A 24,425-nucleotide genomic window follows, 5' to 3' on the forward strand; every position below is an offset into this window, starting at 1 on the left:
TCCCCGCAGTGGCGCAGATCCGACGAAACCCCCCGCTCGACCGCCCCCTCGCGGCGGCGCTCGTTGAGGTCTGGGCCGCCGTGTCGAACGCCGGAGGCGCTGTCGGGTTCGTGCCGCCGGTCCATCCCGACGACGTGTGGCCGGTGGCCGAGACCGCCTTCGCGCGCGTGCGGGCGGGCGCGGACGACCTCGTCGTCGCCTACGACGGCGACGCCCCCGTCGGGTTCGGCTTCCTCGCGACGAACGACTGGTTGCTGTACGGCCACTGGGCGTCGGTCAAGCGCCTCCAACGCCATCCCGATCGGGGCGGGCGCGGCGTGGGGACGGCGATGCTCGCCGAGCTCGAGGACGCGGCGCTCGACCGCGGCCTCGACCGGCTCGTGCTCACCGTCCGGGGCGGCACCGGGCTCGAGGGGTTCTACCTCGCGCACGGCTTCCGCCTGGACGCACGCCTGCCGGGACGCATCCGCGTCCGCGAGGGCGACGACCGAGAGGAGCTCGTCATGTCCAAGGCGCTTCGCGCCGCCGCAGCGCAGGCGGACACCGGTGCCACGCTCCGGGTGCGCCGCCTCGACCCCGACCTGCCCCTGCCCGGCTACGCCCACCCCGGCGACGCCGGCCTCGACCTGCGTGCCCGCGCCGCCGTCAGCCTGGCGCCCGGCGAGCGGGCGGTCGTGCCGACCGGCGTCGCCGTCGCCGTGCCCGCGGGCTGCGTCGGCCTCGTGCACCCCCGGTCGGGCCTCGCCGCCCGCGCCGGGGTGGCCCTCGTGAACGCCCCGGGCACCATCGACGCCGGCTACCGGGGAGAGGTGCAGGTCATCCTCGTGAACCTCGACCGGCACGAGCCCGTCGCGCTCGCGCGCGGCGAGCGCATCGCCCAGCTCGTCGTGCAGCGTGTGGAGACGGTGACGGTCACGGAAGTCGCCGAGCTGCCGCCGTCGGCCCGCGGCGCGCGCGGCTTCGGTTCGACGGGTCCCTGATCGTCGTGCTGGTTGCAGGGCACGGCGGTGTGCGGCAGGATGAGATGACGCGCGGACGTGGCGCAGTTGGTAGCGCGCCACCTTGCCAAGGTGGAGGTCGCGGGTTCGAATCCCGTCGTCCGCTCTCACCACACCGGGGCCGCGTCACTGGCCCCCACCCTCGTCACCCCTCCGGGTTGCCCGTCTGGGCTGCCCCTCCCGCGCGATCTTTGGGCCGGTCACCTGCGTGTTTAGGCACCGTCAAGTGTCCGACAAGTCCCATCTGACACTCTGACGCCGAAAGGGCGGGTCTGACAACGGCGGGACCCGCCTCGGATCGGTGGGAGACCGCGCTCGCGGAAGGGGCGGCATCTTCCACCGTCAACTGGCGGAGGGGGCAATTGATGGAGAAGATCCCTGTTTTTGTGTACGCGCACGATGCGGTGACCGAGACCGGCATCGTCGGGGGCCTGCGGGGCCGGCCCGAGGTGCAGGTCGTGGAAGGCGGAAACGTCGACGAGGCGGTCGTCGGCGTCGTGGCGGCAGAGGACCTCGACGAGGAGACCCTGCGCGTCGTTCGCGCCATGCAGCGCAACGGCTGCCCCCGGCTCGTGCTCGTGCTCACCGCACTCGACGAGTCCGGCGTGCTGGCCGCCGTCGAGGCGGGCGCCAGTGGTCTGCTGCGGCGGCGCGACGCGACGCCGGAGTCACTCACCGCGGCGATCCAGCGGGCGGCCCGCGGCGACGGGACCCTGCCCCCTGACCTGCTCGGCCGCCTCCTGTCGGCCGTCGGGCAGCTCCAGCGGCAGGTGCTCACGCCCCGCGGCCTGACGTTCACCGGCCTCACCACCCGTGAGGTGGAGGTGCTGCGGCTCGTGGCCGACGGTCTCGACACGGCCGAGATCGCCGGCGAGCTCGCCTACTCCGAGCGCACCATCAAGAACGTCATCCACGACATCACGATGCGTCTCAACCTGCGCAACCGCACCCACGCGGTGGCCTACGCGCTGCGTCAGGGCCTCATCTGACCGTCCGGCGTGAGGAGGGACGATGGACCCGAAGCACCAACCCGCGCTCGAGCGCCCACGGGGGGAGCGAGCGCTGCGTGAGCGCGACGGCGGCTCGCCGCCGCTCGTCCCCGGCTTGCTCTCTCGCGCCCCCCAAGCCCCTGCCGCCTGGCAGCACGGGATGCTGCAGGAGCAGCTGCGGGCGCTGCACGGTCGGTCCGGCAACGCGTCGGTGGCCGGACTCGTCGCGTCGATCCAGCGGCAGGAGGCCCCGGCGGCAGACGGGGCGCAGCCCGCCGAGCAGGACGCCGCGGGAGTGGCCGATGCGGCGGCGCCCGGCCTGACCGCCGACGTGGCCACGCGGGCGCGGGAGGCGATGGCGGCCAACCGCCGGCAGGAGGCGATCACCATCATCGTCGACCACCTCGTCGAGACGGGGGTGATCGACCGGAACCTGCTGCGTGGAGGGCGGATGCGCTACGACGCCGGCCTGAACCAGGAGGGCGCAGCCACCATCCCGCGGTTCCGCCTCGTCGAGGGGCGGCGCGTCGCCAACCCGACACGCGTGCGGATCGGTCGCACGGCGTTCGGGCAGGGGCTTCCCTGGCTGTACTCGAGCATCATCCACGAGTACCGCCACGTGGAGCAGTTCCAGCACACCTTCGACGCCGAGACCCGCCCGACTTCGGGCCACAACGACTGGCTGGAGGCGCGGCAGGAGGCCGACGCCTACCTGCACGAGATCGAGAGCTCTCGGACGACGGGCCTCTTCAACAACCCCCGCCAGATGCGCGAGACGTGGCGGCGGCTGCACGCCGAGCACTGGGTCAACGTGGACCGTGCGGGACGCCGGGCGCTCGGCGACCGCTACGAGGCGGCCCACGCGATCGCCCAGGGGGCCGTCGGCGCCGACGTCCAGCTGCCCTTCAGCCCGGCGCGCGCGCCGGTGGGAGCGCCGTGACGCAGCCGACGACGAGCCTGCGGCTGGAGGTCGCCACGCCAAAGGCGAGCTATCGGATCGAGGACGACACGGTGCCCATCCGCGTCATGCTGTTCAACGACGGCGACGAGCCCGTCACCGTGAACGCGCGCTTCGCCGTGAGCGGCGAGGCCGGCCCCGGAGAGGTGGCGCTGGAGGTGCACGCGCCGTCCGGGGAGGTGCTGCCCTTCGCCGCGCGGGTGAACATCGGCCAGCCGATGGCCGAGGACTTCACCGTCGTCTCGCCCCACTGCTTCGTGGGCAAGCAGGTGGATCTCCTCGACTACTTCCACGTCGACGCCGCGGGCACCTACGAGCTGACCGCTGTCTACGACAACCGGTGGTCAGGGGACGGCGCGCCGCCGGCGGCCTGGACGGGGAAGCTCCGCTCGCCGGCCTCGGCGTTCGAGATTGTCTGACCCGGGCCAGGCCGCGGGAGCCCGCTACCTACTACTCGGGCTGCTCGCCCGCGGGCGGGGCCGACGACTTGCTGAACCCGTTGAAGTAGGCGCCACCGTTGCACGTCTGCCCGCCCTCGTTCTCGCAGCTGAGCGAGAGCACCACCTGCTGACCGGAGGTGAACACGACCGGGGAGACGAAGTGGTAGTCGAGGTCACGGAAGTTCTCCATGCGGACCTCGATGAGCACGGCCTCCTCACCGCGCTGGACGCGCATCAGGCCGCGGTCGCCTCCCGGGTTCTGCAGGACGATGTCGGTCAGTGACAACGTCTGGCCCTCGGGAACCTCGAAGACCTCCGTGTCCGTCGCGCCGGCCGCGACGGTGCGGGCGCTGCCGGGGAGGCGGAAGTCGAACGGGTCGCCGAGGTCGCCGCGCGCGGCGATGGCGCGCTCCGCAGCCTCCTCCGCGGCACTCGCCACAGCGCCCTCGGGGTCGTTGGCCACGCTGTCCGCGGCGGCCGCCGCCTCGTCGGCGGCCGTCTGCGCGGCGGCGGCGTCGGCGAGCGCCTTCTCGACCGCAGCGGTCTGCTCGGCCAGGGCTTCCTCGGCCGCCTCCTCGGCGGCTTCCCGGGCGGCGTTCTCGACAACGGAACGGAAGACCACGAGCCACAAGGCGAGAAGCGCCAGGGCGACCAGCAGGGCCGCGAGGAGGGCCTTCGGCAGCCAGGCGGGAAGGACGGCCTCCTGCAGCACGGTGCCGTCGAGGGCGATCGGCTCGTCGTCGTCCGGTTGCACGAGCACCTGGAAGGGATGCGTCTTCGGTTGACCCCGCCAGAAGCGCCGGAGCGGAGCGACCTGGACCTTCGCGAATGATGCGGTCCCCGGCTCGGCGACGAACCCCGGCGGATCGACGCGGAACCCGAGCAGCTCGTCGGGGTCGAGGGCTGCCAGCGTCGCGTTGACCCGGCGGTTGCCCCGGTTGTCGACCGCCACCTCGTGGGCGCTGCTGCGGCGTGCCCGCGACGTCCTGGGCAGCAGCTCCGCGGACAGGTCGGTGTACGCGCCGATCTCGAGCGTGCCCTCCTCGACGACCGAGCCGGGGGGGTCCTCACTGGATACCACCCGCACGCCGAAGGGCACGGTGCCCGCCGCAACGGTCGGCGCGCGGGGCGGCGCGGCCCGCAGCGTGACGGTGCCTTCCCCCGCCGGCAGCAGCGAGATGCTGGGCGGCTCGACGCTGAGCCACTCACGGCCCTCGCCGTGCACCTCGAAGGTGAACTGGTCGACGACCGTGCCGACGTTGCGCACGGTGAGCTCGGCTGTGGCCTCGCCACCCGGGTCGACGGTCAGTGTAGGACGGGAAAGAGACGCGGCTGCACCCATGGGCTGGAGGGTAGGAGCCACGGCCGCCGGCCGGAGGGCGGGCAGGGGTATGCCTCGGGGCAGACGTCCTGCCCCATCGGGTGGCTCCTGGCTGACGACCGACCCTGCCCGATGGGGAAGCGCAGGGGTGCACCAAAGGTTGCGCCCCGGCTGCTGCCTGCTGAAGGGCATGCCGGTGACCATCCGAGCATATGGCGGGTGACGAAAGAAGGCCGTGGGGGCCTCGCCGTGGCGCGGGTGCCGTGCTCGTGCTCGCGGTCGGTCTCAGCCTGCTCGTCGGTGGGGGCGGCGCGGCGGCGCAGACAGGCTCCACAACACGCGTCTCCGTCGGCAGCGGCGACCCCGGGGCGCAGGGCGAGGGCGAGAGCCTCGAACCGTCGATCTCCGCCGACGGTCGCTACGTCGCCTTCACGTCGGAGTCGGACCTCGCGAGCGGCCCGCCCGGCAGCGCCATCCACCCAGCGGGGGACATCGCGCTTGGTGAGGGGGACAACGAGCTGCTGTCGGCGGTGGTGGATCCGACAGGTGCGTACGCCTACTTCGGCACTGGCACCTCTCCAGGGCGGGTGGTCAAGGTCAACCTCGCCACCTTTCAGTCGGAGGCAAGCCTCACGCTGGAGGATGGAGAGGACCGGCTCGTCTCTGCGGCTATGGATCCGTCCGGGGATTTCGCGTACTTCGGCACCGACACCTCGCCTGGTCGTGTGGTGAAGATAGACCTTTCAACGTTCGAGCGTGCCAGCTCCCTCACGTTGAGCGACGGCGAGAACCGCGTCCTCACCGCCCTGATAGACCCGGCCGGCAAGTTTGGCTATTTTGGGACAGGTTTGGGGGTTGTAAAGGTCGCGCTGGAGGACGACCTCACGCGCGTTAGTGCATTCATGACGGCATCAGATGTCGTGTCGGGGGCTATGGACCCCGAGGGTGCTTACGCCTACTTCAGGACCTTGGGCGCTTGCCTAGAGGGCTGCTTTTCCTCGTTGGTGATCAAGGTCGATCTCGCTGAGGAAAATTTCGGACCGGTGAGTACCTCCAGCCTCGGCAGCCTCTTCGAGTTGGAATTCAGATCCAGCCCTGCTCTCATGGATCCCACGGGGACTTTTGCCTATTTCGCGTTGCGCACTGTGCCCGTGCGCATCGTCAAGTTTGACCTGACTGCGTTCGAACCAGCGGCAGTAATGGCGCCTGGGGAAGGTGAGGTGAGGCTGGGGTCGATGGTCATGGATCCTGCTGGATCTTTCGCGTACTTGGCCGCCGCTGCAACTGCGTGTCCCGGCATGGAGTTCTGCTTCGACGCTGACGTGTTCAAGGTGGACCTCAGGACGTTCGAGCAGGTGGACGCTATCCGACTGCGAGCCCAGGGTCCCTTCCGTCCCGAGTCGGCGGTGATCGACCCTGGCGGCACGTACGCGTATTTTGGTACCGACACCACTCCCGGAAGGGTGTTCAAGGTCGCGCTGGTGGGGGAGCCGGAGCCCGGGGCGCGGGACGTGTTCGTGCGTGACCGCCGGGCGAACACGACGACGCTGGTGAGCGTCCGCAGCGGTCCGGGGTGCAGCCCAGGAGACGAGTTCTGTGCGCCGGCTCATGCCGACGAGCCCTCAATCTCACCGGACGGCCGCTACGTCGCGTTCAGATCGGAGGCGACGAACCTCGTCGTCAACGATCCCGGGAGTCCGCAGCCGAACGGTCAGTCGCAGGTGTACGTGCACGACCGCGTGGCCGGCTCGACGCGGATGGTCAGCCTCGACAGCGAGGGCAGACCCGGCGACCAGGGCAGCCACTCGCCGTCGATCTCGGCCGGGGGCCGTCGTGTGGCGTTCGTGTCGCGTGCGGGCCTCACGACGACCACCCCTGAGCCGACCGTTACCAGCGTGCCGGAGCCGACGACGGTGCCGGAGCCGACGACCGTCCCGCCGACGACCGTCCCGCCGACGACGGTGCCCCCGACCTTCCCCGTGCCCACGACGGACCCGGGGAGCGTGGTCGCCGCCGCGGGTCACGGCAGCATCGTCATCGTGCAGGCCGAGGCGCCCGAGGTGGATGACGTCTTCCTCCGCGACGTCGTGGAGAGCTCCACGACGCTCGTCTCCGTGCATGAGGAGTGCTTGGGGTGCCAGGGCCACAGCCGCGAACCGTCGATCTCGGCTGATGGCAACTTCGTCGCCTTCTCCTCCGACAGCACGGATCTCCTCCTCGACCGCCCAGCCGAGCTCCACGATGGGGTCGGCACCCAGGTCTTCCTGCGTGACGTTCCGGCCGGGACGACCCGCCTGGTCAGCCGCAGGGAGACCGCCGACGCCGAGGCGGGCGACGGGGACAGCGACGAGCCACAGATCTCGGCCGACGGCCGCTTCGTCGCCTTCACCACAGGGGCATCGAACCTCACGCCCCAGGGGCCCTGCCGCTCCGACTCCTCCGGCTGCACCGACGTCCTGGTGTGGGACCGCCTCAGGGACGTGCCCGGTGCGAACCGCTTCATTCTGGCGTCGGCGCGCCTCGACGGGGGACCGTCGGAGAGCAGCGACCAACCGTCCATCTCCGGCGACGGGAGGTTCGTCGCCTTCCGGTCGGACGCGGACGGCCTCGTCCCGGGGCCTCTCCCATGCAGGTTCACCCCGGACACGTTCGACGACGAACCGCTGTGCGACGAGATCTTTCTGCGCGACGTGGCCAGGAACGCGACGAGCGTTGTGTCCGTGGACTCGAACGGCAACCCGGCGGGTTCGCGGAGCGCGGAGCCCTCGTTGTCGTTCGACGGCGCGTCGGTTGCCTTCACCTCGGATTCCCCCACGCTCGTGCCCGACGACACGAACGGCGACGCGGACGTGTTCGTCCACGACCGGGGCTTCGCCGAGATGAGGGTCGTGCCGGCGGCCCTCGACTTCGGCGAGGAGCTCGTCGGCAGGACGACCCCGCCCCGGGTCGTCACGGTGACGAGTACGGGAACCGCGCCACTGGAGACCTCGACGGTGACGGTCGAAGGCCCGCACCCCGCGGACTTCCGGGTGGTCGGCAACTCCTGTGGGGTACGCCTGCAGCCCGGACAGTCCTGCACCATCGCGGTCACCTTCGCACCGACGGCGGTGGGGGAGCGCCTCGCGACGCTGCGCATCAGGAACAACGCCCGCAACAGCCCGCAGGACGTTGCGCTCCGCGGCGTCGGCACCGCGCCGGCCCTCGTCGTCAACCCTGAGGAGATCGACTTTGGCGGGGTGCCGCTCGGCACGAGAAGCCCACCCGCTGCCGCGACGGCCATCAGCGTGGGCACCGGCCCCGTGACCCTCGGCGCCGTGGCGATCACCGGGGCGCACGCCGGGGACTTCCGGATGGTCGACGACCGCTGCAGCGGCGTGACCCTGCGCCCGGCAGAATCGTGCGTCGTGCTCATCGACTTCGGTCCGAGCCAGGTCGGTGCGCGCACGGCCACGCTCGTCGTGGCGAGCACCGCCCCGGACAGCCCCCGCACGGTGCGTCTGCGTGGGGAGGGCCTCGGCGGGAGGCTCGTGCTGTCGCCGGACCCCGCGGACTTCGGGACGGTCACCGTTCCCGGCGGCAGCGCTGAACGGGTCGTGACCGGCACCAACGTCGGTGTGGCGCCGCTGACCGTCGGCACCGTGTCGGTGGCGGGCGGTGACGCGGGCGCGTTCACGATCGTCAGCCAGAGCTGCGCCGGCGCGACGCTCGCACCGCTTGCGGGCTGCAACGTCCGGTTGCGGTTCACGCCCCCGACGGTCGGCCTGTTCGTCGCGGACCTCGTCGCTACGACCGACGTGCCCGACGGTCCCGCCACGGCGCAGCTGCGGGGCGTCGGCGTGGTCGACCCCGAGCCCGAGCCCGACCCCGACCCCGACCCTGGGCCTGACCCTGGGCCTGACCCCGACCCTGGGCCTGACCCCGGTCCGGGACCCGGACCCGGACCCGGCCCAGGCCCCGGCCCCGGCGGCCCCCTGCTGTCCGTCCGTCCGGACGTCGTCGAGTTCGGCCCCCGGGTGGCCGGGATCGCCGGGGAGCGGGCCACCCTCACCGTCACGAGCGTCGGGACCGTGCCCGCCCTCGTCACCGACGTGGTCATGGAGGGCCCGCAGGCCCCGGAGTTCACTATCGACGAGGACGCCTGCAGCGGCACGACCCTGCCCGTCGGCGCGAGCTGCGCGGTGGTGGTGGACTTCGGCCCGTCGGCCTCCGGGCCCCACGCCGCCGACCTCGTCGTCCGCGGTCGGGACGTCGCGCCGGTATCGGCGGCCCTGCGCGGGACGGGGCTCGTCCCCCTGCTCGAGGCGGACCCTCCGCTCGGCAGGCGGGGGTTCGTGACCAACGCCGTGGGCCGTGACTTCCCCGCCGACACCGTCGTCCAGCTGGTCTTCGAGCCGGGCATCACCCGGGTGTTCGTGCGCACCGACGCCGACGGGGCGTTCGAGGTGCCGCTGCTCGTGCTCCGCCGCGAAACGATAGGCCCCCGCCAGCTCATCGCCACCACGCCCGACCTCCGCGTGGTCGCCGAGTACCTCGTCGTGCCCGGCCGCCAGGTCCCCCCCGACTTCGCCAACCGCTACTAGGAGGCAAACGCTCATGCAGGTCACCCGCGCGCGGCCGACGGCCCCGCCCCGCCACATGGCGGAGAGGAACGGCCACGCGCCCGCCTCCCCGTCGCCGCCGCGCCGGAGGCGGGTCCGCCGGGCGACGGTGCTCGTCGGCCGTCTTGTCCTGTGGGCTGCGATCCTGGCCCTCGCCGTCCGCGGCGGCGTGGCGACCGTCGCCGAGCTGCGCGGGCCCCCGGCTCCCGCAGGCGTCGCGGCGCCGCAGCCCGCCGGCACCGGCTTCCCCGTCGACGCGGCACGCGCTCTGGCGACCCGCTTCGCGCACGACTACCTCGCCTACGACCCCGCCGACGACACCCGCCCGGACCGGCTGGCCGCCTACCTGCCCGGTGACGGGCACGGTGAGCTCGGCTGGGACCGCAACGGCGAGCAGGCCGTCCACGCGGTCGTCGCCCTGGACGTGACCGTCGAGACCGTCGACCGGGCGGCGGTCCTCGTCGCCGCGCAGGTCAGCGGTCCCCGTTGGCTCCACCTGTCCGTACCGGTGGTCGCCGACCGGGAAGGTCGGCTCGCGGTCGGGGCCACACCGACCCTCGTCGCGGCCCCGCAGCTGGCCGATCAGCCCCCGGCCGAGGAGCCGGCTGGCGACAAGGCGCTCAGCAAGGAGCTCGTGCCCGTGCTCGAGTCGTTCTTCGACGCCTACGGAGCCGGCCGCGCCGACGACCTCGCCTACTACCTGCCGGTGGGCCGGACGATGGGCGGCCTGGACGGCACCGTCGAGCTCGACGACCTCGTCGACCTCTGGGTCGCGGAGGGAAGCGGCGTCCGTCACGCGCAGGCGACGGTGCGCTGGCGGGACACGGCGACCGGTGCACGGCTGACGCAGCGCTACGACCTACGCCTCGTCGACAACGCCGGGCGCTGGTACGTCGACGCCCTCGGTGCGCAGGCGAGGCAACGAACCGACGGGAACGGACAAGGAGAACGCGATGACCGGTGAGGGACTGCGCGACATGGTGCTGCAGCTTGTGGGCAACATGTTCCTGGCGGCGGCGGCGATGGGCGCGGTGATGTTCCTCTTCCGCCGCGAGTTCGTACGCTTCGCCGAGTTCGCGGCACTGTCGGTGTTCGTCGCCACCTTCGTGTTCGTGCCGGAGATCTGGATCGGCGTCGGTCGGTCCGTGGCGGCGATCATCGGCGCTGACGCCGGAGCGGCCGGATGATCCCCCTGCCGACCTACACCTCGGTGTTCCGGCTGCGGCGGCGCCTCTACGCCGTCTACGACTGGGAGCTGCCGGTGCCGGTCGGCCTCTTCGAGACGGGCGTCTTCGTCGCGGCGGCGGGCCTCTTCGCGCTGATCGCCCGGGTGCTCGGTGTGGAGTTCGGCCCGGGAACCGCGTGGTTCTACGTCGTGCCGCCACTGTTCATCGCCTACCTCGCACGCCAGCCGGTCGCCGACGCGAAGCAGCCGCTCGACTGGGCCGGGTCGCACGCGCGCTACCTGCTGGAGCCGCGGACCGTGCACCGCCTCGCCGACGCCCGTGGGCGCTCGGCGGTGGCCGTCACCGCCGAGGTGTGGCTGGAGCGGGCCCACCGGGAGCAGCGACCGTGAACCGCAGCCGCCTGCCGGTGCGCTACCTCGCCGACCGGCTCGCCTTCAGCGACGACCGTGCCTGGGCGTGGTTCCACATCCCCACGGTCTCCTACGACTTCCTGTCCGACGGCGAGCGCGCCGGACTGCTGTACGGCACGGTCAACGCGCTCGCCGCACTGGCCGGCTCCGAGTGCCACCTCATCGCGGTGCCCCACGCCTACGACGCGGAGGAGTGGGCGGCCGAGCTCTCCGAGGCCACCGACCAGCCCGCGCCCGGGTGGGACGGCTATCTCGCGACGCTCACGGGGCACCTGTCCCGCGGGGCGTTCAGCCAGCGGCGCGTCTTCCTCGGTGTCGACCTCGGGCGCCGTGGGCGGCCTGGCGGCCGGCTCCTCGATCGCTTCCACGCCGCCGCCGGTCTCGAGGACGCAAGCGTGTCCGCCCGCGAGGTGGGCCGGTGGTCGACGAAGGCCGACGCCGTCGAGCGGGCGCTGTCGAGCTCGGCGCTGCGGGCTCGTCCCGCCGCGGTCGACGAGCTGCGCTGGCTCGTGCAGCGGGCGTTCTGGCGCGGCATGGTCGGGCCGCCGCCGGTCGGCGCCCCCGGCCAGCCGTGGGGGCGGGGGGAGCTGGCCGCGCTGGCGGAGTCCACCATCCACAACGGCTACCGCTCAGTCGTGGTCGAGCAGCCGGGTGGAGCCGCGCACGTGGCCTTCCTCGCCGCCGCGCGCTTCCCCGACGTCATGGCCCACCCGGGCTCCGAGTGGCTGTACCACTGCGACGCGCTGGGCTTCCCCGTCGAGGTGTCCGTGCGGTTCCGGCTCGTGCCGCCGGCTGAGGCGTCGACGCACGCGGCGCGCAAGCTCGCGGAGGCCTCGGAGCAGGCCCGCCACATCGCGGGGACGTCGGCCGACGTGCCGCTCGCGCTGCTGGAGATGACCGAGCAGGCCCGCGAGCTCGAGTACGCCGTCACGAAGGAGGGCCTGCCGCTGGTGTACGGCTGGCCGCGCTTCGCGGTCGCGGCCTCCTCCGCGGACGAGCTCGACGGAAGGGTCGACTACCTCGTCGAGGCCTACCGGGACCTCGGCATCGACCTCGCGCGCCCCGCAGGCGACCAGCTGTCCCTGTTCCTCGAGGCCTTGCCCGCCGACCGGCTGCGCGTGCGCGCCTACGAGCAGCGCCAGGCACTCACCACGCTCGCTGGCGGCATGTTCGCCGCGACCACCGACCTCGGTGACCGCCACGGGCCCTACATCGGGGAGACGACGGGCCGCACCCGGGCACCGGTGCAGTACGACCCCCTGTCGGCGGCGCGGCGCAACCTGCCGACCGCCGTCGCCATCACCGGAGCGCCCGGAGGTGGCAAGACCCACCTCGCCGAGCTGCTGCTCTACCAGCTCGCGATGCGGGGGGCGTGGGGACTGCTCGTCGACCCGAAGAACGAAGCCGGTGGTCTCGCCGAGCTGAGGGAGCTCCCCGGCGTCCGTGTCCTGCGGCTCGGCCCCGACCAGGAGGGCCTGCTCGACCCCTATGCCGTCGGGGCCACCCCCGAGGAGGGCGCGCTGCTCGCCGCCGACGTGCTCCGCCTGCTGCTGCCGCCCGGCCTGCGGACGGAGCAGGAGTCGGCGCTGCTGCAGGCGTGCCGGCGGGAGAGCGAGGTTGCCCGGCCCCACCTCGGCGGGGTCGTCGCCTGGCTGACCCAGGACGGCGGCCGGTCCGGGCGGGACCTCGCGGAGACCCTCGCCAGCGTCGGTCGGCTGCCCCTGGCCCGCCTGTGCTTCTCCCGGCCCGGGGCGACGTCGCTGGCACCCGACGGGCGGCTGCTCATCCTCCAGATGCAGGGGATCAGCTTCCCCGACGCCGCGGTGGCGCCGGCCGACTACACGGTGGCTGACCGGCTCGCGGTGGCCGTCATGTACCTCGTCACCACGCTGGCAGGCCGGCTGGCGGACGCGTCGAGGGCTCAGGCCAAGGTCATCGCCCTCGACGAGGCATGGGCGCTCACGGGCTCCCGTCAGGGGCGCGCGCTCGTGCAGCGCCTCGCGCGCACGGGGCGGTCGAAGAACACCGCCCTGCTCCTCGTGTCGCAGAACGCCGCGGACTTCCTCGGTCCGGAGATCCAGAACAACTTCTCGGCCAAGTTCGCGTTCCGCTCGACCCAGCAAGAGGAGGTCCTCGCGGTCCTGAAGCTCCTCGGAGCCGAGGCCTCGCCGGAGCACGTGAGCGCGGTTCGGACACTGGCCAACGGCGAGTGCCTGTTCGCCGACGTCGACGGCCGCATCGGCGCGTTGCGCGTCGACCTCGTACTGCCCGAGCTCGCCACGGCGTTCGACACCACTCCCCGGGCTGCTCGGCACCCGGTGCCGTGACCGTGTGGCGGGCGACCCTGTGCGTGATGGCGGCAGCCGCGCTGCTGGGCGCCGGCCCTGCCGCTGCCACCACGGCGGACCCCGGCACGGCCGACGGCGCGCCGGTCGAGGCCCCGGCGGGCGACGTCGTCGACGCCGAAACGCCCCCGCCACAGCCCCAAGGGGAGGCGCCGGCGCCGCCGCCGTCGGGCTCCGCGCCCGCACCCGCGCCTCCACCGCAGGCTGAGGCCCCCGCCGACCAGCCGCCGCAGGGCGAGCCCCCCACGCCGCAGCCGCCGCCGGCCGGGGACGCGGCCGTGCAGCCCGACGGCGGTGCGTCCGACGGCGACGGGCTCCCGCCGGCGCCGGCGGTGGCGGTGCCCAACCCCTATCTCGACTACGGCTTCGCGCCGGGCCTCGGTCTGCCCGCCGAGCCACCACCACCCGTGGTGGTCGGCTCGGGCGCCGACGCGCTCATCCGCCTGCCCGAGCTGCGGGGCGACAACGCGCCGACCCTGCTCGAGCGGTACGGAGCCCAGGGGCTGTCCCTCGGCCTGGACGCGCCCGCGCAGGCCGACGGTGCCGGCCCCCTCGGCGCGGTCGCCGCCGGACTGTTCGGGGTGGCCACCTGGCTCGCGCAGGCGGTCGTCGCGGCCTTCCAGTGGGCGTTCACCGTCGAGGTCTTCGCCTTCCTCGGCGACGCGGTGACGACCATCGTCGACGCGCTGCGGGAGTTGTTCTACGCACCGTTCGCGCAGGCCGTCGTCATCCTCGCGGGGGGATCGTTGCTCTGGCACGGCATGGTCCGCCGGCGGGGCGTGACCGCAGCCGAGGGCATGGTGTGGACGGTGGTCGCGCTGGCGGCGGCGGGCGTGTTCTTCGCTCGACCCGCCGCCGTGGTCGACGCCGCGAATCACGTCTCCACGGGTCTGTCGCGGGTGCTCCTCGCCGGCGTGTCGGCGGCCGACCCGGGGTCGACCTTCGACGACGGCGTCACGACCGCCCCCACCTACCACGGTCACGCGGCGGACACCCAGCTGCGCATGGCCGGCGACCGCTTCTGGCGCGTGTTCGTCTACGAGCCCTGGCTCGTCCTGCAGTTCGGCGATCCCGCCCTCGGCGCGCCCTACGGCGAGCGCGTCCTCGCCTCCAGGACCATCACGGCGGAGGAGCGCGACGAGGTGGCGGATGACGCCGACGCGCTCGCGGCGCTCGCCCAGGCGAAGCGCGACGAGGCGGCCGGCCTGCGCGAGGAGATCCTCGCCGACGCGCGCATGGCCCCCTGGTTCTCGGGCCAGCGGGCGGTCGAGCGCGCCGGCGTCGCCATGCTCGCGCTGATCGGTGTGGTCGTCGGTGGCGTCCTGCTCGTCCTCGTCGCGGCCGCCATCCTCCTCGCCCAGATGGCGCTGCTGTTGCTCGTCCTCCTCGGACCGGTCGTCCTGCTCGTGGGCATTCATCCCGGCCCGGGCAGGGTGATCGCGGTGCGCTGGGCGGAGCTCGCCGTCGGTGTGCTCCTGCGGCGGGTGGCGCTCGGAGCACTGCTCGCCGTCGTGCTCGTCGTCAGCGGCGTGCTGCTGGAGGCGAGCTACCCGCTCGGCTGGTTCGTCGTGGTGAGCATGCAGGCGCTCGTGGTGGCCGCCGCCGTCGTCTACCGCAAGCCGTTCGGGCAGCTGTTCGCACCGACGACGGTACCCGCCCTCGAGGTCGGCGGGGTCCGGTGGGCGCGCCGGTCCCTCCAGGCCCATGCCACCCGCCACGTCGAGCGGCGGCGCGCCGTGGACGAGCCCCGCCACCAGCCCACCACCTCGCCTCGACGGCCCGCACGGACGCCGGACGCCGCCACAGGACCGCTACGGGCCCGCGGCGCCGCGCCACCGTTGCGTCCACGACGTGACCCGGCCACGCCGGCGGTGGAGCTGCCCGCGCCGGCGGCCCCCCCGTCCTCCGTTGGATCCTGGGGACGGTGGCGGCTGTCACCCGACGGTGAGCGGGCGGCGACGCGCGGGTTCGCTCCCGGCAACGGCAACGGCGTGGGTCCGGCGCACGCCGGCAACGGCAAAGGCGTGAACCCGGCGCACGCCGGCAACGGCAACGGCCCCGGCCCGGCGGCGGCGGGCGCGCCAGACGGGGGCCCGCAGGCCCCCGAGGGTCAGGCACCCCGCCGGCGCGAACACGACGACGGGGCGCCGGAGTGAGACTCGACCGGCTGACCGTGTCGACCCGCAGGGTGGTCGCTGCTGGTGCGGCTGCCCTCGCCGTGCTCATCCTGCTCGCCTCCATCAACACCGCCCGCCCGGCGTCGCGAAGCGTCGCCGCGGTGTCCGGCGGGCCCTCCCCTGGGGGCGACCCGGACTGGCCGGAGGCCCCAGGGCCGCCGCCCGCCGGCGACGGCGTCGGACCGGGCAGCGTCGCGCCCGTGGAGGTCGACACCACCGACATCCCGCTCGAGGACGGGACGGCGGTGGCGGCCGAGGAGGCCCTCGCGCACCAGGTCGCCGCCGACTTCGCCGCCGGCTACGCCGGACACCACTTCGACGACCCACCGTCCGCGACGGCGGAGCGCGTCCGACCCTTCGTGACCACCGAGCTCGCCGCCGAGCTGGCAAGGAACAGCGGTGCGACAGCCGCGCAGCAGGAGCGCGCGGCGCGGCAGGAACGCGCGACCGCCGCGGCGCAGGCGGTGCAGCACCAGGGCGGCAGCGTCGCCGAGGGCCGCATCGACGTCCTCGTCGTCGTCCGCCAGGACGTGACCTGGAGCGGTGGGTCGGAGATCCGCTGGCCCACCTACGTCCTGCAGGTCGCCCGCGTGGGCGGGCAGTGGCGCGTCGCGCACGTCCTGCCGTGAAAGCCGCGCTCGCCGGCCTGCTGTTCGTGGCCGTGGTGACGGTGCCGTTCAGCGCCGCGCTGCTGCCCTCCGGGGGGCCGTCCGGCACCCGCATCCTCGCAACGGCGCACGCCCTGGACGACATCCCCGGCGGGATGCTCGCTCTCTACCAGCAGGCGGCTGCCGCCCGGTGCCCCGGCCTGCCCTGGTCGGTGCTCGCCGCGGTCGGCAAGGTCGAGACCGACCACGCCCGCAACGTGGCGACGAGCTCCGCCGGCGCCCGGGGCCCGATGCAGTTCATGCCCGGCACGTGGGCCGCGTACGGGCTCGACGCGACCGGTAACGGCGTCGCCGACATCATGGACGCGGTCGACGCCGTGCACAGCGCCGCCCACTACCTCTGCGCGAACGGTGGCGGCAACCCGGCGACGTTGCGCAAGGCGCTCTGGCACTACAACCATGCAGAGTGGTACGTGAACCTCGTGCTCGAGCGCGCGGCGGGCTACGCCGTCAGCGTCGCAAGCGCGCCGCCGGTCTCCGCCGACGGCCAGGCGCTGCTGGCCAACCCCCACGTCATCCTCACGCCCCGTGCTCGCGGGGACGTGGCTGCGGGGATCGTGGACCCGCGCGTGATCGCGGTGCTCGCCGCCGCGGCGCAGCGCCACACCATCGCTGTGTCGGTCATGAAGAGCGGGCACAGCAGGCACGTGGCCGGCACGAACCGCATCTCCAACCACTGGTGCGGTCAGGCGGCGGACGTGTTCCTCGTCGACGGCGTGCCGGTGTCGCGCGCGAGCCCCCAGGCGCGGATCTTCGTCGAGTGGCTCCGGTCCCTGCCCGAGCCGGTCCGTCCCACCGAGGTCGGCCAGCCCTGGCCGGACCTCGTCGGCGGGGGCGTCTTCACTGACGGGTCGCACCAGGGGCACGTTCACGTTGGGTTCGGACCCCGCTGCACGGCGTGATACCGTCGCGACGCTTGGCAGTGAGGCCGGCGGGGTCTACGCTGCTGGCCGGGCCCATTGCCGGCCGCCGCAGCCGGCACAGCACGAAGGCGGGGGCCGCTCCATGTCCATCGCACCAGAATCGGGGACGTCGCCTTTGGTGGCGGCGAAGATCCGCGTGCCCGAGGTGCGGGCCCTGCCCCGCAAGCGGCTGCTCGAACGCCTCGGGCGCATCTGGGAGCACCGCCTCGGGCTCGTGATCGCTCCGGCCGGGTCGGGCAAGACGACGCTGCTCGCCCAGTTCGCCGCGACGGTCACCGACCCGGTGGCGTGGTACCGGGCCGAGGGGTCGGAAGGGGACGCCGCCGCAGTGCTCGCCTACCTCGAGACGGCCTTCGTCGCGGCGCTCGGCGAGCTCTCACCCCGGCCGTGGGTCACCGTCGAGGACGCCGCGCGCGCCCTCGAGGGCTGGTCGGGAGGTCGGGCACTGCTCGTCGTGGACGACCTCCACGCGCTGCGGGGCAGCCCCGCCGAGGCGGTGCTCGCCCGCCTCGTGGACTACGTGCCGCCCGGTGTGGCGATCCTCGCCGGCTCCCGGTCGGCTCCCGGCTTCGACGTGAGCCGCCTGCAGGTCGCCGGGCAGCTGCTCGAGATCCGCGCCGACGACCTGCGGTTCCGCTCGTGGGAGGTGGAGCGGCTCTTCCACGACTTCTACCGGGAGCGCTACGCACCGGAGGAGCTCGCCGAGCTCACCCACCGGATCGAGGGCTGGGCGGCGGGGCTGCAGCTGTTCCATCTCGCCACGCGCGACCGTCGCGCGGACGAGCGTCGCCACATCCTCGCCGCGCTGCACACGCGATCCCGTCTGGCCCGGGAGTACCTCGCCGGCAACGTGCTCGACCAACTGCCCGGCGAGGTCCGCCGCTTCCTGCTCGACACCTGTGTGCTGGGTCGGCTCACCGGCCCGCTGTGCGACACGCTGCTCGGGCGCAGCGGCAGCGCGGAGCTGCTCGAGGAGCTCGCCCGCACGCAGACCTTCACGACGCCGATCGAGCGCGACGGCGCCTACCGCTATCACGAGGTGCTGCGCTCCCACCTCTGCGCCGCGCTCGTCGACGAGGTCGGCGAGGCGGAGGTCCGCCGCCGTCACGTGCGCGCGGCGCAGGTGCTCGAAGCCGCCGGCGAGCTGCACGACGCGCTCCTCGCCTACTGCCGGGGCGAGGACTGGCAGGCGGTCGGGCGGCTCCTCGGACACGAGGGTGAGCAGATCGCCCACGACCCGGGGGACTGGCTCGACCTCCTGCCGCCGGCGATCCGCGAGCACGACCCGTGGGTGCAGCTCGCGACCGCTCGACGCTGGCGCGCCCACGGCCGGTGGAGCGAGGCGGTGGCCGCATACCGCAGCGCCGAAGAGATCGCCGAGTCCCATGGCGCCGGCGAGATCAGCCGTCGGGAGCGCCTCGCGCTCTCCTCCTGGCTGGAGCGACCGCTGCCCGCCCAGCCGGGGTGGGCAGGGCTCGTCCGCCAGGCCACGATCCGTGACCCGCGCGCCGTCGGCGAACAGGCCGCCGCCGTCGGAGGCGTCCACGGCGCCGTCTCGGGCGGCCTGGCGGCGCTGCTCGCCGGGGATGTCGCGCACGCGCACAGCGTGCTGCGGTGGGCGGCGCAGTCCGAGGACGCGAGCCCCGCACTCGTCGCCGGAGTGCGGTTGGGGGCAGCGACAGCCGCGCTGCTCGCCGGCCGGGACGAGGCCGGCACGGAGATCGACCGCGCCGTGGAGGACGCGGAGGCGCTGGCCATCCCGTGGCTCGGCCGGCTGGGCCGGACGCTGCTCGGCAGGGAAGCGCCCCCCGCGCGGGCACACCATGCACCACCGGATCCCTGGGGCGACGGCCTCGACGCACTCCTGACCGCCCTGCGCGCACTGCACGTCGGCGAGCCGGGGCCCGCGGAGCTGCCCGAGGCGGCGCGCGGCTTCGCCACGGTCGGCGCCACGGTCCTCGAGGTGTGGTGTCTGGCCGCGTGGGCGCTCGACGAGGCCCGCCGCGGTGCGCCGGAGGCGCTGGCCGACGCGCGCGAGGCGGAGGCCCGCGCCCGCTCGCTCGCCGTGCCGGGGGCCTGGGTGCTCGCCCAGAGCGCGCTGGCGGTGTGCCTGCCGAAGCGGTCAGTGACGCTGCGACGCGCCGCCGAGGACACCGCCGAGCAGTGCGGCCTGCGCCTGCCCGCCCTCGAAGCGCCGGCCGCCGGGGCGGAGGCGGACGCCGGCGCCTCGGCGGGAGGGGGTACGCCGCCGCCGGCCACCGGGCAGCCGCGAACGCCTGTCGTCGCGCTGCGCTGCTTCGGCGGGCTCGCGCTCACGATTGAGGGGGAGGCTGTGGACCTCAGCAGCGTGCGCCCGCGCGTGCGCTCGCTGCTGCGCTTCCTCGCCCTGCAGGAGGGGCGGGCGGTGCACCGGGAGGTGATCGCCGAGGCGCTGTGGCCTGGGGCCGAGGGCGACGCAGGGATGCGGGGACTGCACGTGGCCGTGTCCTCGCTGCGGCGGGTGCTGCATCCGGTGGAGGGCCTTGGCGTCATGCGCGAGGGGGACGCGTACCGGCTCAGGCTGCCAGAGGGCGCGCTCAGCGACGTGAGGGACTTCCAGCAGGCCCTGGCCGAGGGGCGGCGGGCGGACCGAGGGGGCCAGGTCGACGCCGCCGTCGACGCCTACCTTCGCGCGGTCGGCATCCACGAGGGCGAGCTGCTGCCCGAGGAGGGGCCCGCCGAGTGGGTCGTCGCGTCACGCGACAAGCTGCGCTCCGAAGCGGTCGAAGCCGCCGAGCGGCTGGGTTGCCTGCTCTTCGACCGGGGCGACACCGCCGGCGCCGTGCTCGCCTGCGAGCAGGGGCTGAAGTTCGACCGCTACCGCGACGTCCTCTGGACGACGCTCATCGCAGGGCTCGAGGCGGCGGGCGCCCAGGCCGCCGCCGCGCACGCCCGGCAACGCTACGACGAGGTCCTCGCCGAGCTGGGGCTCGCGCGGTTGCCGCCCGGGTGACCCCGCGAACTCGGGGAGTTCGCGGGGTCACTGCCCGTTGGGGCAGCGGGGAAGTCCCCAACAGCCGTCTCGACGAGGCTCTCCAAGGACGGGTCGGGGCCGTAGCGTCGAGCGCAGCATGATCTCCGAGACCGACGAGTCGCTGCGCACCCTCGTGCGCCGCGACGTGCTGAACGGCACGAAGATCGACGTGTCCTTCGACGCGCCGACGCAGGATTGGGCGGCGAAGCGCCAGGGGCCCGCCATCAACCTCTACCTCTACGACGTGCACGAGGACCTGCAGCGGCGTCCCGGCCAGTTCGTCGAGCACCGCGACGAGCGCAGAAGGGTGGTCGACCGGACCCTCCCGCCCCGCCGGTTCAAGCTCTCCTACCTCATCACCGCGTGGACGCAGCGCCCCGAAGACGAGCACCGCCTGCTGGCGGCGCTGCTTGCGTGCTTCCTGTCCTTTGACGGGTTGCCGCGTGAGGTGTTGCAGGGCGCCCTCGCCGAGCAGGACGAGGCGATCCGGACGACGATCGGCCTGCCCCTGCCCCCCGAGCGCTCGCTGTCCGACGTGTGGACCGCCCTCGGCGGCCAGCTGAAGCCGTCGCTGAGCCTCGTCGTGACCGTGCCGTTCCCGCCGTTGCTGCCTCGCCAGCAGCCCGTCGGCCCGCCGGTGCGCCAGCCCCGCATCGCGGTCCAGGGAGCCGGCGGCCAGGTCGAGGAGGTCGGGCGCCGCACGCACGACGAGTCGGGGGCCGGGGCGCGGTGACCGCACCGCCGGAGCCGTTCTCGACGGTCACCGCCGACCCGTCCCTGGTGCACTTCCTGCGCAGGATGGCGATCGTCGAGTCGCGGGTGCGCGCCGAGGTCGCCCGCCGCCGTGCCGGGGACCCCGAGCCCGACGACCCGTTCCGCGGCCTCTACGTGACCGATGCGCACGTCGACCGGCTGCTCGAGGACGGCCCCGGCGGGCCGGCCGCCGACGACGCCGCTCAGCTCACCGAGTCGGTCGAGCACGAAGCCGACCTGGTGGAGGCGGGCGGTGTTGACCTGCGGCTGCGGCGCCTGCAGGCGACTTTCGACCTCGACGCGTTCGACGTCGACCTCCTCCTCGTCGCCGTCGCGCCCGACGTGGACCCCCGGTTCGAACGGCTCTACGCGTACCTGAACGACGACGTGTCCCGTCGGCGTGCGAGTACGGGTCTGGCCCTGTCCCTGTGCGGGGCGGTGTCGTCGGCCGGGGCTGCCCGCCGCCGACTGACGGCTGCGGGGCCGCTCGTCGGCGGCGGCCTCGTGACCGTCGAGGACGCCGACCGCCCGTTCCTCACGCGGGCCCTGCGCGTCCCCGACCGGGTGGTCGCCCACCTGCTCGGCGACGACGCGATTGACCCGGTGGTCGCGCCGCTGCTCGCCCCCGCCGTCGACACCGACGGGTGGCCGCAGGGCCCGCTCGAGCAGGCCGTCGCGGCGGGGACCCGGCTGTGCTACCTGCAGGAGGGTCACGAGGCGTCGGGCCGGTCAGCGGCGGTGACGGCCCTGCGGCGCAGCGAGCGGCCCCCGCTCGTCGTCGACACCGAGCGCCTCGAAGGCGCCGGTTCGGTCACCGAGGTCGCCGCCGCCGCCGCGCGGGAGGCGCGCCTCACGGGGGCCGGGCTCGTCGTGGGGCCGGTCGAGGCGCTGCTCGAGCGGGGGGCCGGGGCGGTCCGCGCGTTCGCGGACTGCGCCGTCACGATCGTCCTCGTCGGCGCGCGGGCATGGGACCCCGCCTGGTCGGCGACCGTGCCCCTCGTGCTCGACGCGCCGGTGAGCGACATCGAGCAGCGGACGCGGCTGTGGGAGCGCGCCTTCGACGGTGACGCCGCCCCCGACCTGTCGCCCACGCAGGTCGCCGCACCGTTCCGCCTCACCCCCGAGCAGGTGGTGCGGGCGGCTGCCACCGCTCGCCTGCGAGCGGCGGCCCACGGAAGGGCGCTTACCGCTGCGGACCTCCAGGCGGGCGCGCGGGCGCAGAACTCCGTGAACCTCGAACGCCTCGCCCGGCGGGTCGCTCCGCGCGCGACGTGGGAGGACCTCGTGCTGCCCGCCGACGTGCTCGGCGCCCTGCGTGAGCTCACCGCACGTGCCCGCCACCGCGACCGGGTGCTCGACACCTGGGGTATGGGGGTCGCCGCGGGGCGCGGCCGCGGCGTCACGGCGTTGTTCGCGGGCGACTCTGGCACGGGCAAGACGCTGTCGGCGGAGATCGTCGCCGGTGACCTCGGCCTCGACCTCTACGTCATCGACCTCTCCACCGTCGTCGACAAGTACATCGGCGAGACGGAGAAGAACCTCGACCGCATCTTCGCCGCGGCGGACCGGGTCAACGGCGTGCTGCTCTTCGACGAGGCCGACGCGCTGTTCGGCAAGCGCTCCGAGGTGAGCGACGCCCGTGACCGCTACGCCAACGTCGAGGTCGCCTACCTGCTCCAGCGCATGGAGGCGTTCGACGGCGTGGCGGTGCTCACCACGAACCTGCGCGCCAACCTCGACGAGGCGTTCACGCGCCGTCTCGACGCGATCGTCGACTTCCCCGTGCCCGAGGAGGACGACCGCCGCCGGCTCTGGCGCGCGAAGCTCCGCGCCGAGCTGCCCCAGGAGGCCGACATCGACCTCGACTTCCTGGCCCGCGCCTTCAAGCTGTCCGGCGGTGAGATCCGCAACATCGCCGTCACCGCCGCGTACCTCGCCGCGGACGCCGGCCGCCCCGTGGGGATGGCCGACGTCGTCCGCGCCACCGCCCGCGAGTACCGCAAGCTCGGCCGGCTGTGCTTGAAGGACGAGTTCGGTCCGTACCACGGGCTCGTCGGTGAGCCCGCCTCGGCGTGACTACCTCTTCGTCGGGGCGTCTGGGCTCGGCTCGGCCAGGCCGAGGGCGAGCAGCCGGCGGGCGACGGCGACGACCGCGGCCGTGACCACGTCCGGGTCCTCGCCGCGGGCCTCGGCGAGGCCCATGGCGACGTCGCCCACGCGGTGCCGGCCGTCGCAACGGGCGAGGAGGTGCAGGACGTCGTCGTCGACGGCGACCTCCGACCGCAGCCCTCGAAGGAGGCGCAGACGCGTGTCCGCTACTGCCAACCGTCCGTCGCCGGCCCGCATCCCGAACTCGAGACGGTGGTCGGCCGGCAGCCGCAGACGGACCTGACGGACGACGTCGTCGCCTTCCGTGAGGAGGTCTTCCGCCGCGAAGACCCGCGCGATCTGCTCACCGAGCGGCTCGGCGAGGGTCGGCGGTCCGGCGGTGCGCAGCCAGTTGCGTGTCCCGGCGCGACGGCGCAGGAGGACGACGCCGGCCGTGACGGCGACGATGCCGCACCCGGCGAGGTAGGCGGTCCAGCGGTCGAGCGCGTCGGCGTAGGCGGGCTCGTCCCGCCCGCGGTTCCACACCGCCGCGTAGTCGAGGGGCTCGAAGGTCTCGTCGTGCAGGAGCCACGCGTCGCAGCCAAGGTTGTCCACCCAGCGTGCAGCCGGCTCCCACCACTCGCCCGGCGCGTGGTGCCCCCAGTTCGCGAGGACGACGGCGACCCCGCCCTCGGTGAGGTGGGCGGCGGCGCGCCGGACGATCGTGGCGCACAGCCGGTCCTCGGGCATGCCCCCGTCACGGAACTGGTAGCGGGTCTCCGGGGAGATCACGTACGGGGGGTTGCACACGATGAGGTCGAAGCGCTCGCCGGCGACCGGGTCGTACCAGTCGCCGAGACGGGTCCCGACGCCGACGCCGTTCAACGCGGCGTTGAACGCGGTGAAGCCCAGCGCCCGCCGGTTGGCGTCGACCGCGACGACCGTGTCGCTGTGCGGGGCGGCGAGGAGCGCCTGGATGCCCGAACCCGTCCCCAGGTCGAGCGTCCGCCCGGTCGGGCGTCGGGGCGTGACGCCGGCCAACGTCAGCGCCGAGGCCCCCACCCCGGCGACGTGTGCGCGGCCGATCCCGGCGAAGGCCGACCCCGACGGGTCGTGGACGAGGCGCAGACCTCCGGTGATCGACATGGCGAACGGCGAGCGCACGCCGCCGCCCGGCGCCGGCTCGACGAGCCCGCTCGCGAGGACGCTTTCCAGCGGGACGGGCGCCAGGGCGGCACGGGCCTCGTCCTCGGCCACCGTGACGTTGAGGGTGAACAGCCGCACGAGGGTGTGCAGCGGTGTCGGCTCGGCCAGGCGGCGGAGGTAGTAGGCAAGGTTCGGCCGGCCGTCGGGGCCCTCCTCGTCGCGGCCCTGCACCGCGCGAAGCCCCGCCTCGGTGTAGCCCGCCTGCTCGAGCGCGTCGCGGAGCCCGGCCGTGAACGCCGCGTCGCCCGCGGCCGGCGGGGCCGGCAGCCCGCTTGGTTCCTCCCTGCCCATGCCTCCCCCAGCCGCCGTCCTCAGGAAACGCTAACCCATGGCGGCGGGGGCTGGGTCAGA

17 protein-coding genes and 1 tRNA gene are annotated in these 24,425 nt (G+C 74.0%); 16 read left to right on the forward strand and 2 right to left on the reverse strand.

What is annotated here, in order from left to right; translation table 11 throughout:
• Nucleotides 1–8: 8 nt before the first annotated feature.
• The 5 genes from dut to VM324_04685 all read left to right on the forward strand — a co-directional run bounded on the left by dut (nucleotide 9) and on the right by VM324_04685 (nucleotide 3,364).
• Entirely contained in the window at nucleotides 9–980 is a 972-nt protein-coding gene (gene dut / locus VM324_04665) for a dUTP diphosphatase (protein HVL98567.1), read from the forward strand.
• A gap of 51 nt (nucleotides 981–1,031) precedes the next feature.
• Nucleotides 1,032–1,104 (forward strand) — tRNA-Gly (locus VM324_04670).
• Between the two features lie 259 nt (nucleotides 1,105–1,363).
• The gene (locus VM324_04675) at nucleotides 1,364–1,987 is read left to right on the forward strand and encodes a response regulator transcription factor (GenBank protein ID HVL98568.1); all 624 of its coding nucleotides are present in this window, start codon (nucleotides 1,364–1,366) and stop codon (nucleotides 1,985–1,987) included.
• Between the two features lie 22 nt (nucleotides 1,988–2,009).
• Nucleotides 2,010–2,927, forward strand: coding sequence for a hypothetical protein (locus tag VM324_04680; protein ID HVL98569.1), 918 nt, complete (start codon nucleotides 2,010–2,012; stop codon nucleotides 2,925–2,927).
• Nucleotides 2,924–3,364 carry a hypothetical protein gene (locus tag VM324_04685; GenBank protein HVL98570.1) on the forward strand — a complete coding sequence of 147 codons (441 nt, stop codon included), beginning with the start codon at nucleotides 2,924–2,926 and terminating at the stop codon, nucleotides 3,362–3,364. The genes VM324_04680 and VM324_04685 overlap by 4 nt, the downstream gene beginning before the upstream one ends.
• A 31-nt stretch (nucleotides 3,365–3,395) precedes the next feature.
• Here VM324_04685 and VM324_04690 read toward each other — a convergent pair whose 3' ends face one another.
• Nucleotides 3,396–4,727: a hypothetical protein gene (locus VM324_04690; protein HVL98571.1), complete on the reverse strand. Its 1,332-nt coding sequence runs from the start codon at nucleotides 4,725–4,727 to the stop codon at nucleotides 3,396–3,398.
• Between the two features lie 242 nt (nucleotides 4,728–4,969).
• Here VM324_04690 and VM324_04695 point away from each other — a divergent pair, with 242 nt between their 5' ends.
• The 11 genes from VM324_04695 (at nucleotide 4,970) to VM324_04745 (ending at nucleotide 22,856) form a co-directional block, all read left to right on the forward strand.
• Nucleotides 4,970–9,286 carry a choice-of-anchor D domain-containing protein gene (locus VM324_04695; GenBank protein ID HVL98572.1) on the forward strand — a complete coding sequence of 1,439 codons (4,317 nt, stop codon included), beginning with the start codon at nucleotides 4,970–4,972 and terminating at the stop codon, nucleotides 9,284–9,286.
• A gap of 13 nt (nucleotides 9,287–9,299) precedes the next feature.
• Nucleotides 9,300–10,268 carry a conjugal transfer protein gene (locus VM324_04700; protein ID HVL98573.1) on the forward strand — a complete coding sequence of 323 codons (969 nt, stop codon included), beginning with the start codon at nucleotides 9,300–9,302 and terminating at the stop codon, nucleotides 10,266–10,268.
• Nucleotides 10,258–10,491: a hypothetical protein gene (locus VM324_04705; GenBank protein ID HVL98574.1), complete on the forward strand. Its 234-nt coding sequence runs from the start codon at nucleotides 10,258–10,260 to the stop codon at nucleotides 10,489–10,491. The genes VM324_04700 and VM324_04705 overlap by 11 nt, the downstream gene beginning before the upstream one ends.
• Nucleotides 10,488–10,880, forward strand: a complete 393-nt coding sequence (locus tag VM324_04710) for a TcpE family conjugal transfer membrane protein (GenBank protein ID HVL98575.1) — start codon at nucleotides 10,488–10,490, stop codon at nucleotides 10,878–10,880. Before VM324_04705 ends, VM324_04710 begins: the two co-directional genes overlap by 4 nt.
• The gene (locus VM324_04715) at nucleotides 10,877–13,228 is read left to right on the forward strand and encodes an ATP-binding protein (GenBank protein ID HVL98576.1); all 2,352 of its coding nucleotides are present in this window, start codon (nucleotides 10,877–10,879) and stop codon (nucleotides 13,226–13,228) included. Before VM324_04710 ends, VM324_04715 begins: the two co-directional genes overlap by 4 nt.
• Nucleotides 13,229–13,254: 26 nt before the next feature.
• Nucleotides 13,255–15,402 (forward strand): hypothetical protein, encoded by a 2,148-nt coding sequence (locus VM324_04720; protein HVL98577.1) that lies wholly within the window; start codon nucleotides 13,255–13,257, stop codon nucleotides 15,400–15,402.
• Nucleotides 15,399–16,052, forward strand: coding sequence for a hypothetical protein (locus VM324_04725; GenBank protein ID HVL98578.1), 654 nt, complete (start codon nucleotides 15,399–15,401; stop codon nucleotides 16,050–16,052). The genes VM324_04720 and VM324_04725 overlap by 4 nt, the downstream gene beginning before the upstream one ends.
• Nucleotides 16,049–16,993 carry a lytic transglycosylase domain-containing protein gene (locus tag VM324_04730; protein ID HVL98579.1) on the forward strand — a complete coding sequence of 315 codons (945 nt, stop codon included), beginning with the start codon at nucleotides 16,049–16,051 and terminating at the stop codon, nucleotides 16,991–16,993. The genes VM324_04725 and VM324_04730 overlap by 4 nt, the downstream gene beginning before the upstream one ends.
• 103 nt (nucleotides 16,994–17,096) lie before the next feature.
• Nucleotides 17,097–20,006, forward strand: coding sequence for a BTAD domain-containing putative transcriptional regulator (locus VM324_04735; GenBank protein ID HVL98580.1), 2,910 nt, complete (start codon nucleotides 17,097–17,099; stop codon nucleotides 20,004–20,006).
• Between the two features lie 118 nt (nucleotides 20,007–20,124).
• Nucleotides 20,125–20,760, forward strand: a complete 636-nt coding sequence (locus VM324_04740; GenBank protein HVL98581.1) for a DUF4255 domain-containing protein — start codon at nucleotides 20,125–20,127, stop codon at nucleotides 20,758–20,760.
• Complete coding sequence (locus VM324_04745) at nucleotides 20,757–22,856, forward strand: ATP-binding protein (GenBank protein HVL98582.1); 2,100 nt, start codon at nucleotides 20,757–20,759, stop codon at nucleotides 22,854–22,856. The genes VM324_04740 and VM324_04745 overlap by 4 nt, the downstream gene beginning before the upstream one ends.
• Here VM324_04745 and VM324_04750 read toward each other — a convergent pair whose 3' ends face one another.
• Nucleotides 22,857–24,365, reverse strand: a complete 1,509-nt coding sequence (locus tag VM324_04750; protein ID HVL98583.1) for a methyltransferase — start codon at nucleotides 24,363–24,365, stop codon at nucleotides 22,857–22,859.
• Nucleotides 24,366–24,425 lie beyond the last annotated feature (60 nt).

The sequence above is a fragment of the Egibacteraceae bacterium genome, assembly GCA_035540635.1.
Taxonomy (GTDB): domain Bacteria; phylum Actinomycetota; class Nitriliruptoria; order Euzebyales; family Egibacteraceae; genus DATLGH01.

Excerpts from the sequence above, each read along its gene's own strand:
- VM324_04710 (HVL98575.1), top strand. The coding sequence starts at position 10,488 with ATGATCCCCCTGCCGACCTACACCTCGGTGTTCCGGCTGCGGCGGCGC.
- VM324_04700 (HVL98573.1), top strand. The coding sequence starts at position 9,300 with ATGCAGGTCACCCGCGCGCGGCCGACGGCCCCGCCCCGCCACATGGCG.
- VM324_04720 (HVL98577.1), top strand. The coding sequence starts at position 13,255 with ATGGCGGCAGCCGCGCTGCTGGGCGCCGGCCCTGCCGCTGCCACCACG.
- VM324_04750 (HVL98583.1), bottom strand. The coding sequence starts at position 24,365 with ATGGGCAGGGAGGAACCAAGCGGGCTGCCGGCCCCGCCGGCCGCGGGC.
- VM324_04690 (HVL98571.1), bottom strand. The coding sequence starts at position 4,727 with ATGGGTGCAGCCGCGTCTCTTTCCCGTCCTACACTGACCGTCGACCCG.
- VM324_04675 (HVL98568.1), top strand. The coding sequence starts at position 1,364 with ATGGAGAAGATCCCTGTTTTTGTGTACGCGCACGATGCGGTGACCGAG.
- VM324_04680 (HVL98569.1), top strand. The coding sequence starts at position 2,010 with ATGGACCCGAAGCACCAACCCGCGCTCGAGCGCCCACGGGGGGAGCGA.
- VM324_04735 (HVL98580.1), top strand. The coding sequence starts at position 17,097 with ATGTCCATCGCACCAGAATCGGGGACGTCGCCTTTGGTGGCGGCGAAG.
- VM324_04705 (HVL98574.1), top strand. The coding sequence starts at position 10,258 with ATGACCGGTGAGGGACTGCGCGACATGGTGCTGCAGCTTGTGGGCAAC.
- VM324_04740 (HVL98581.1), top strand. The coding sequence starts at position 20,125 with ATGATCTCCGAGACCGACGAGTCGCTGCGCACCCTCGTGCGCCGCGAC.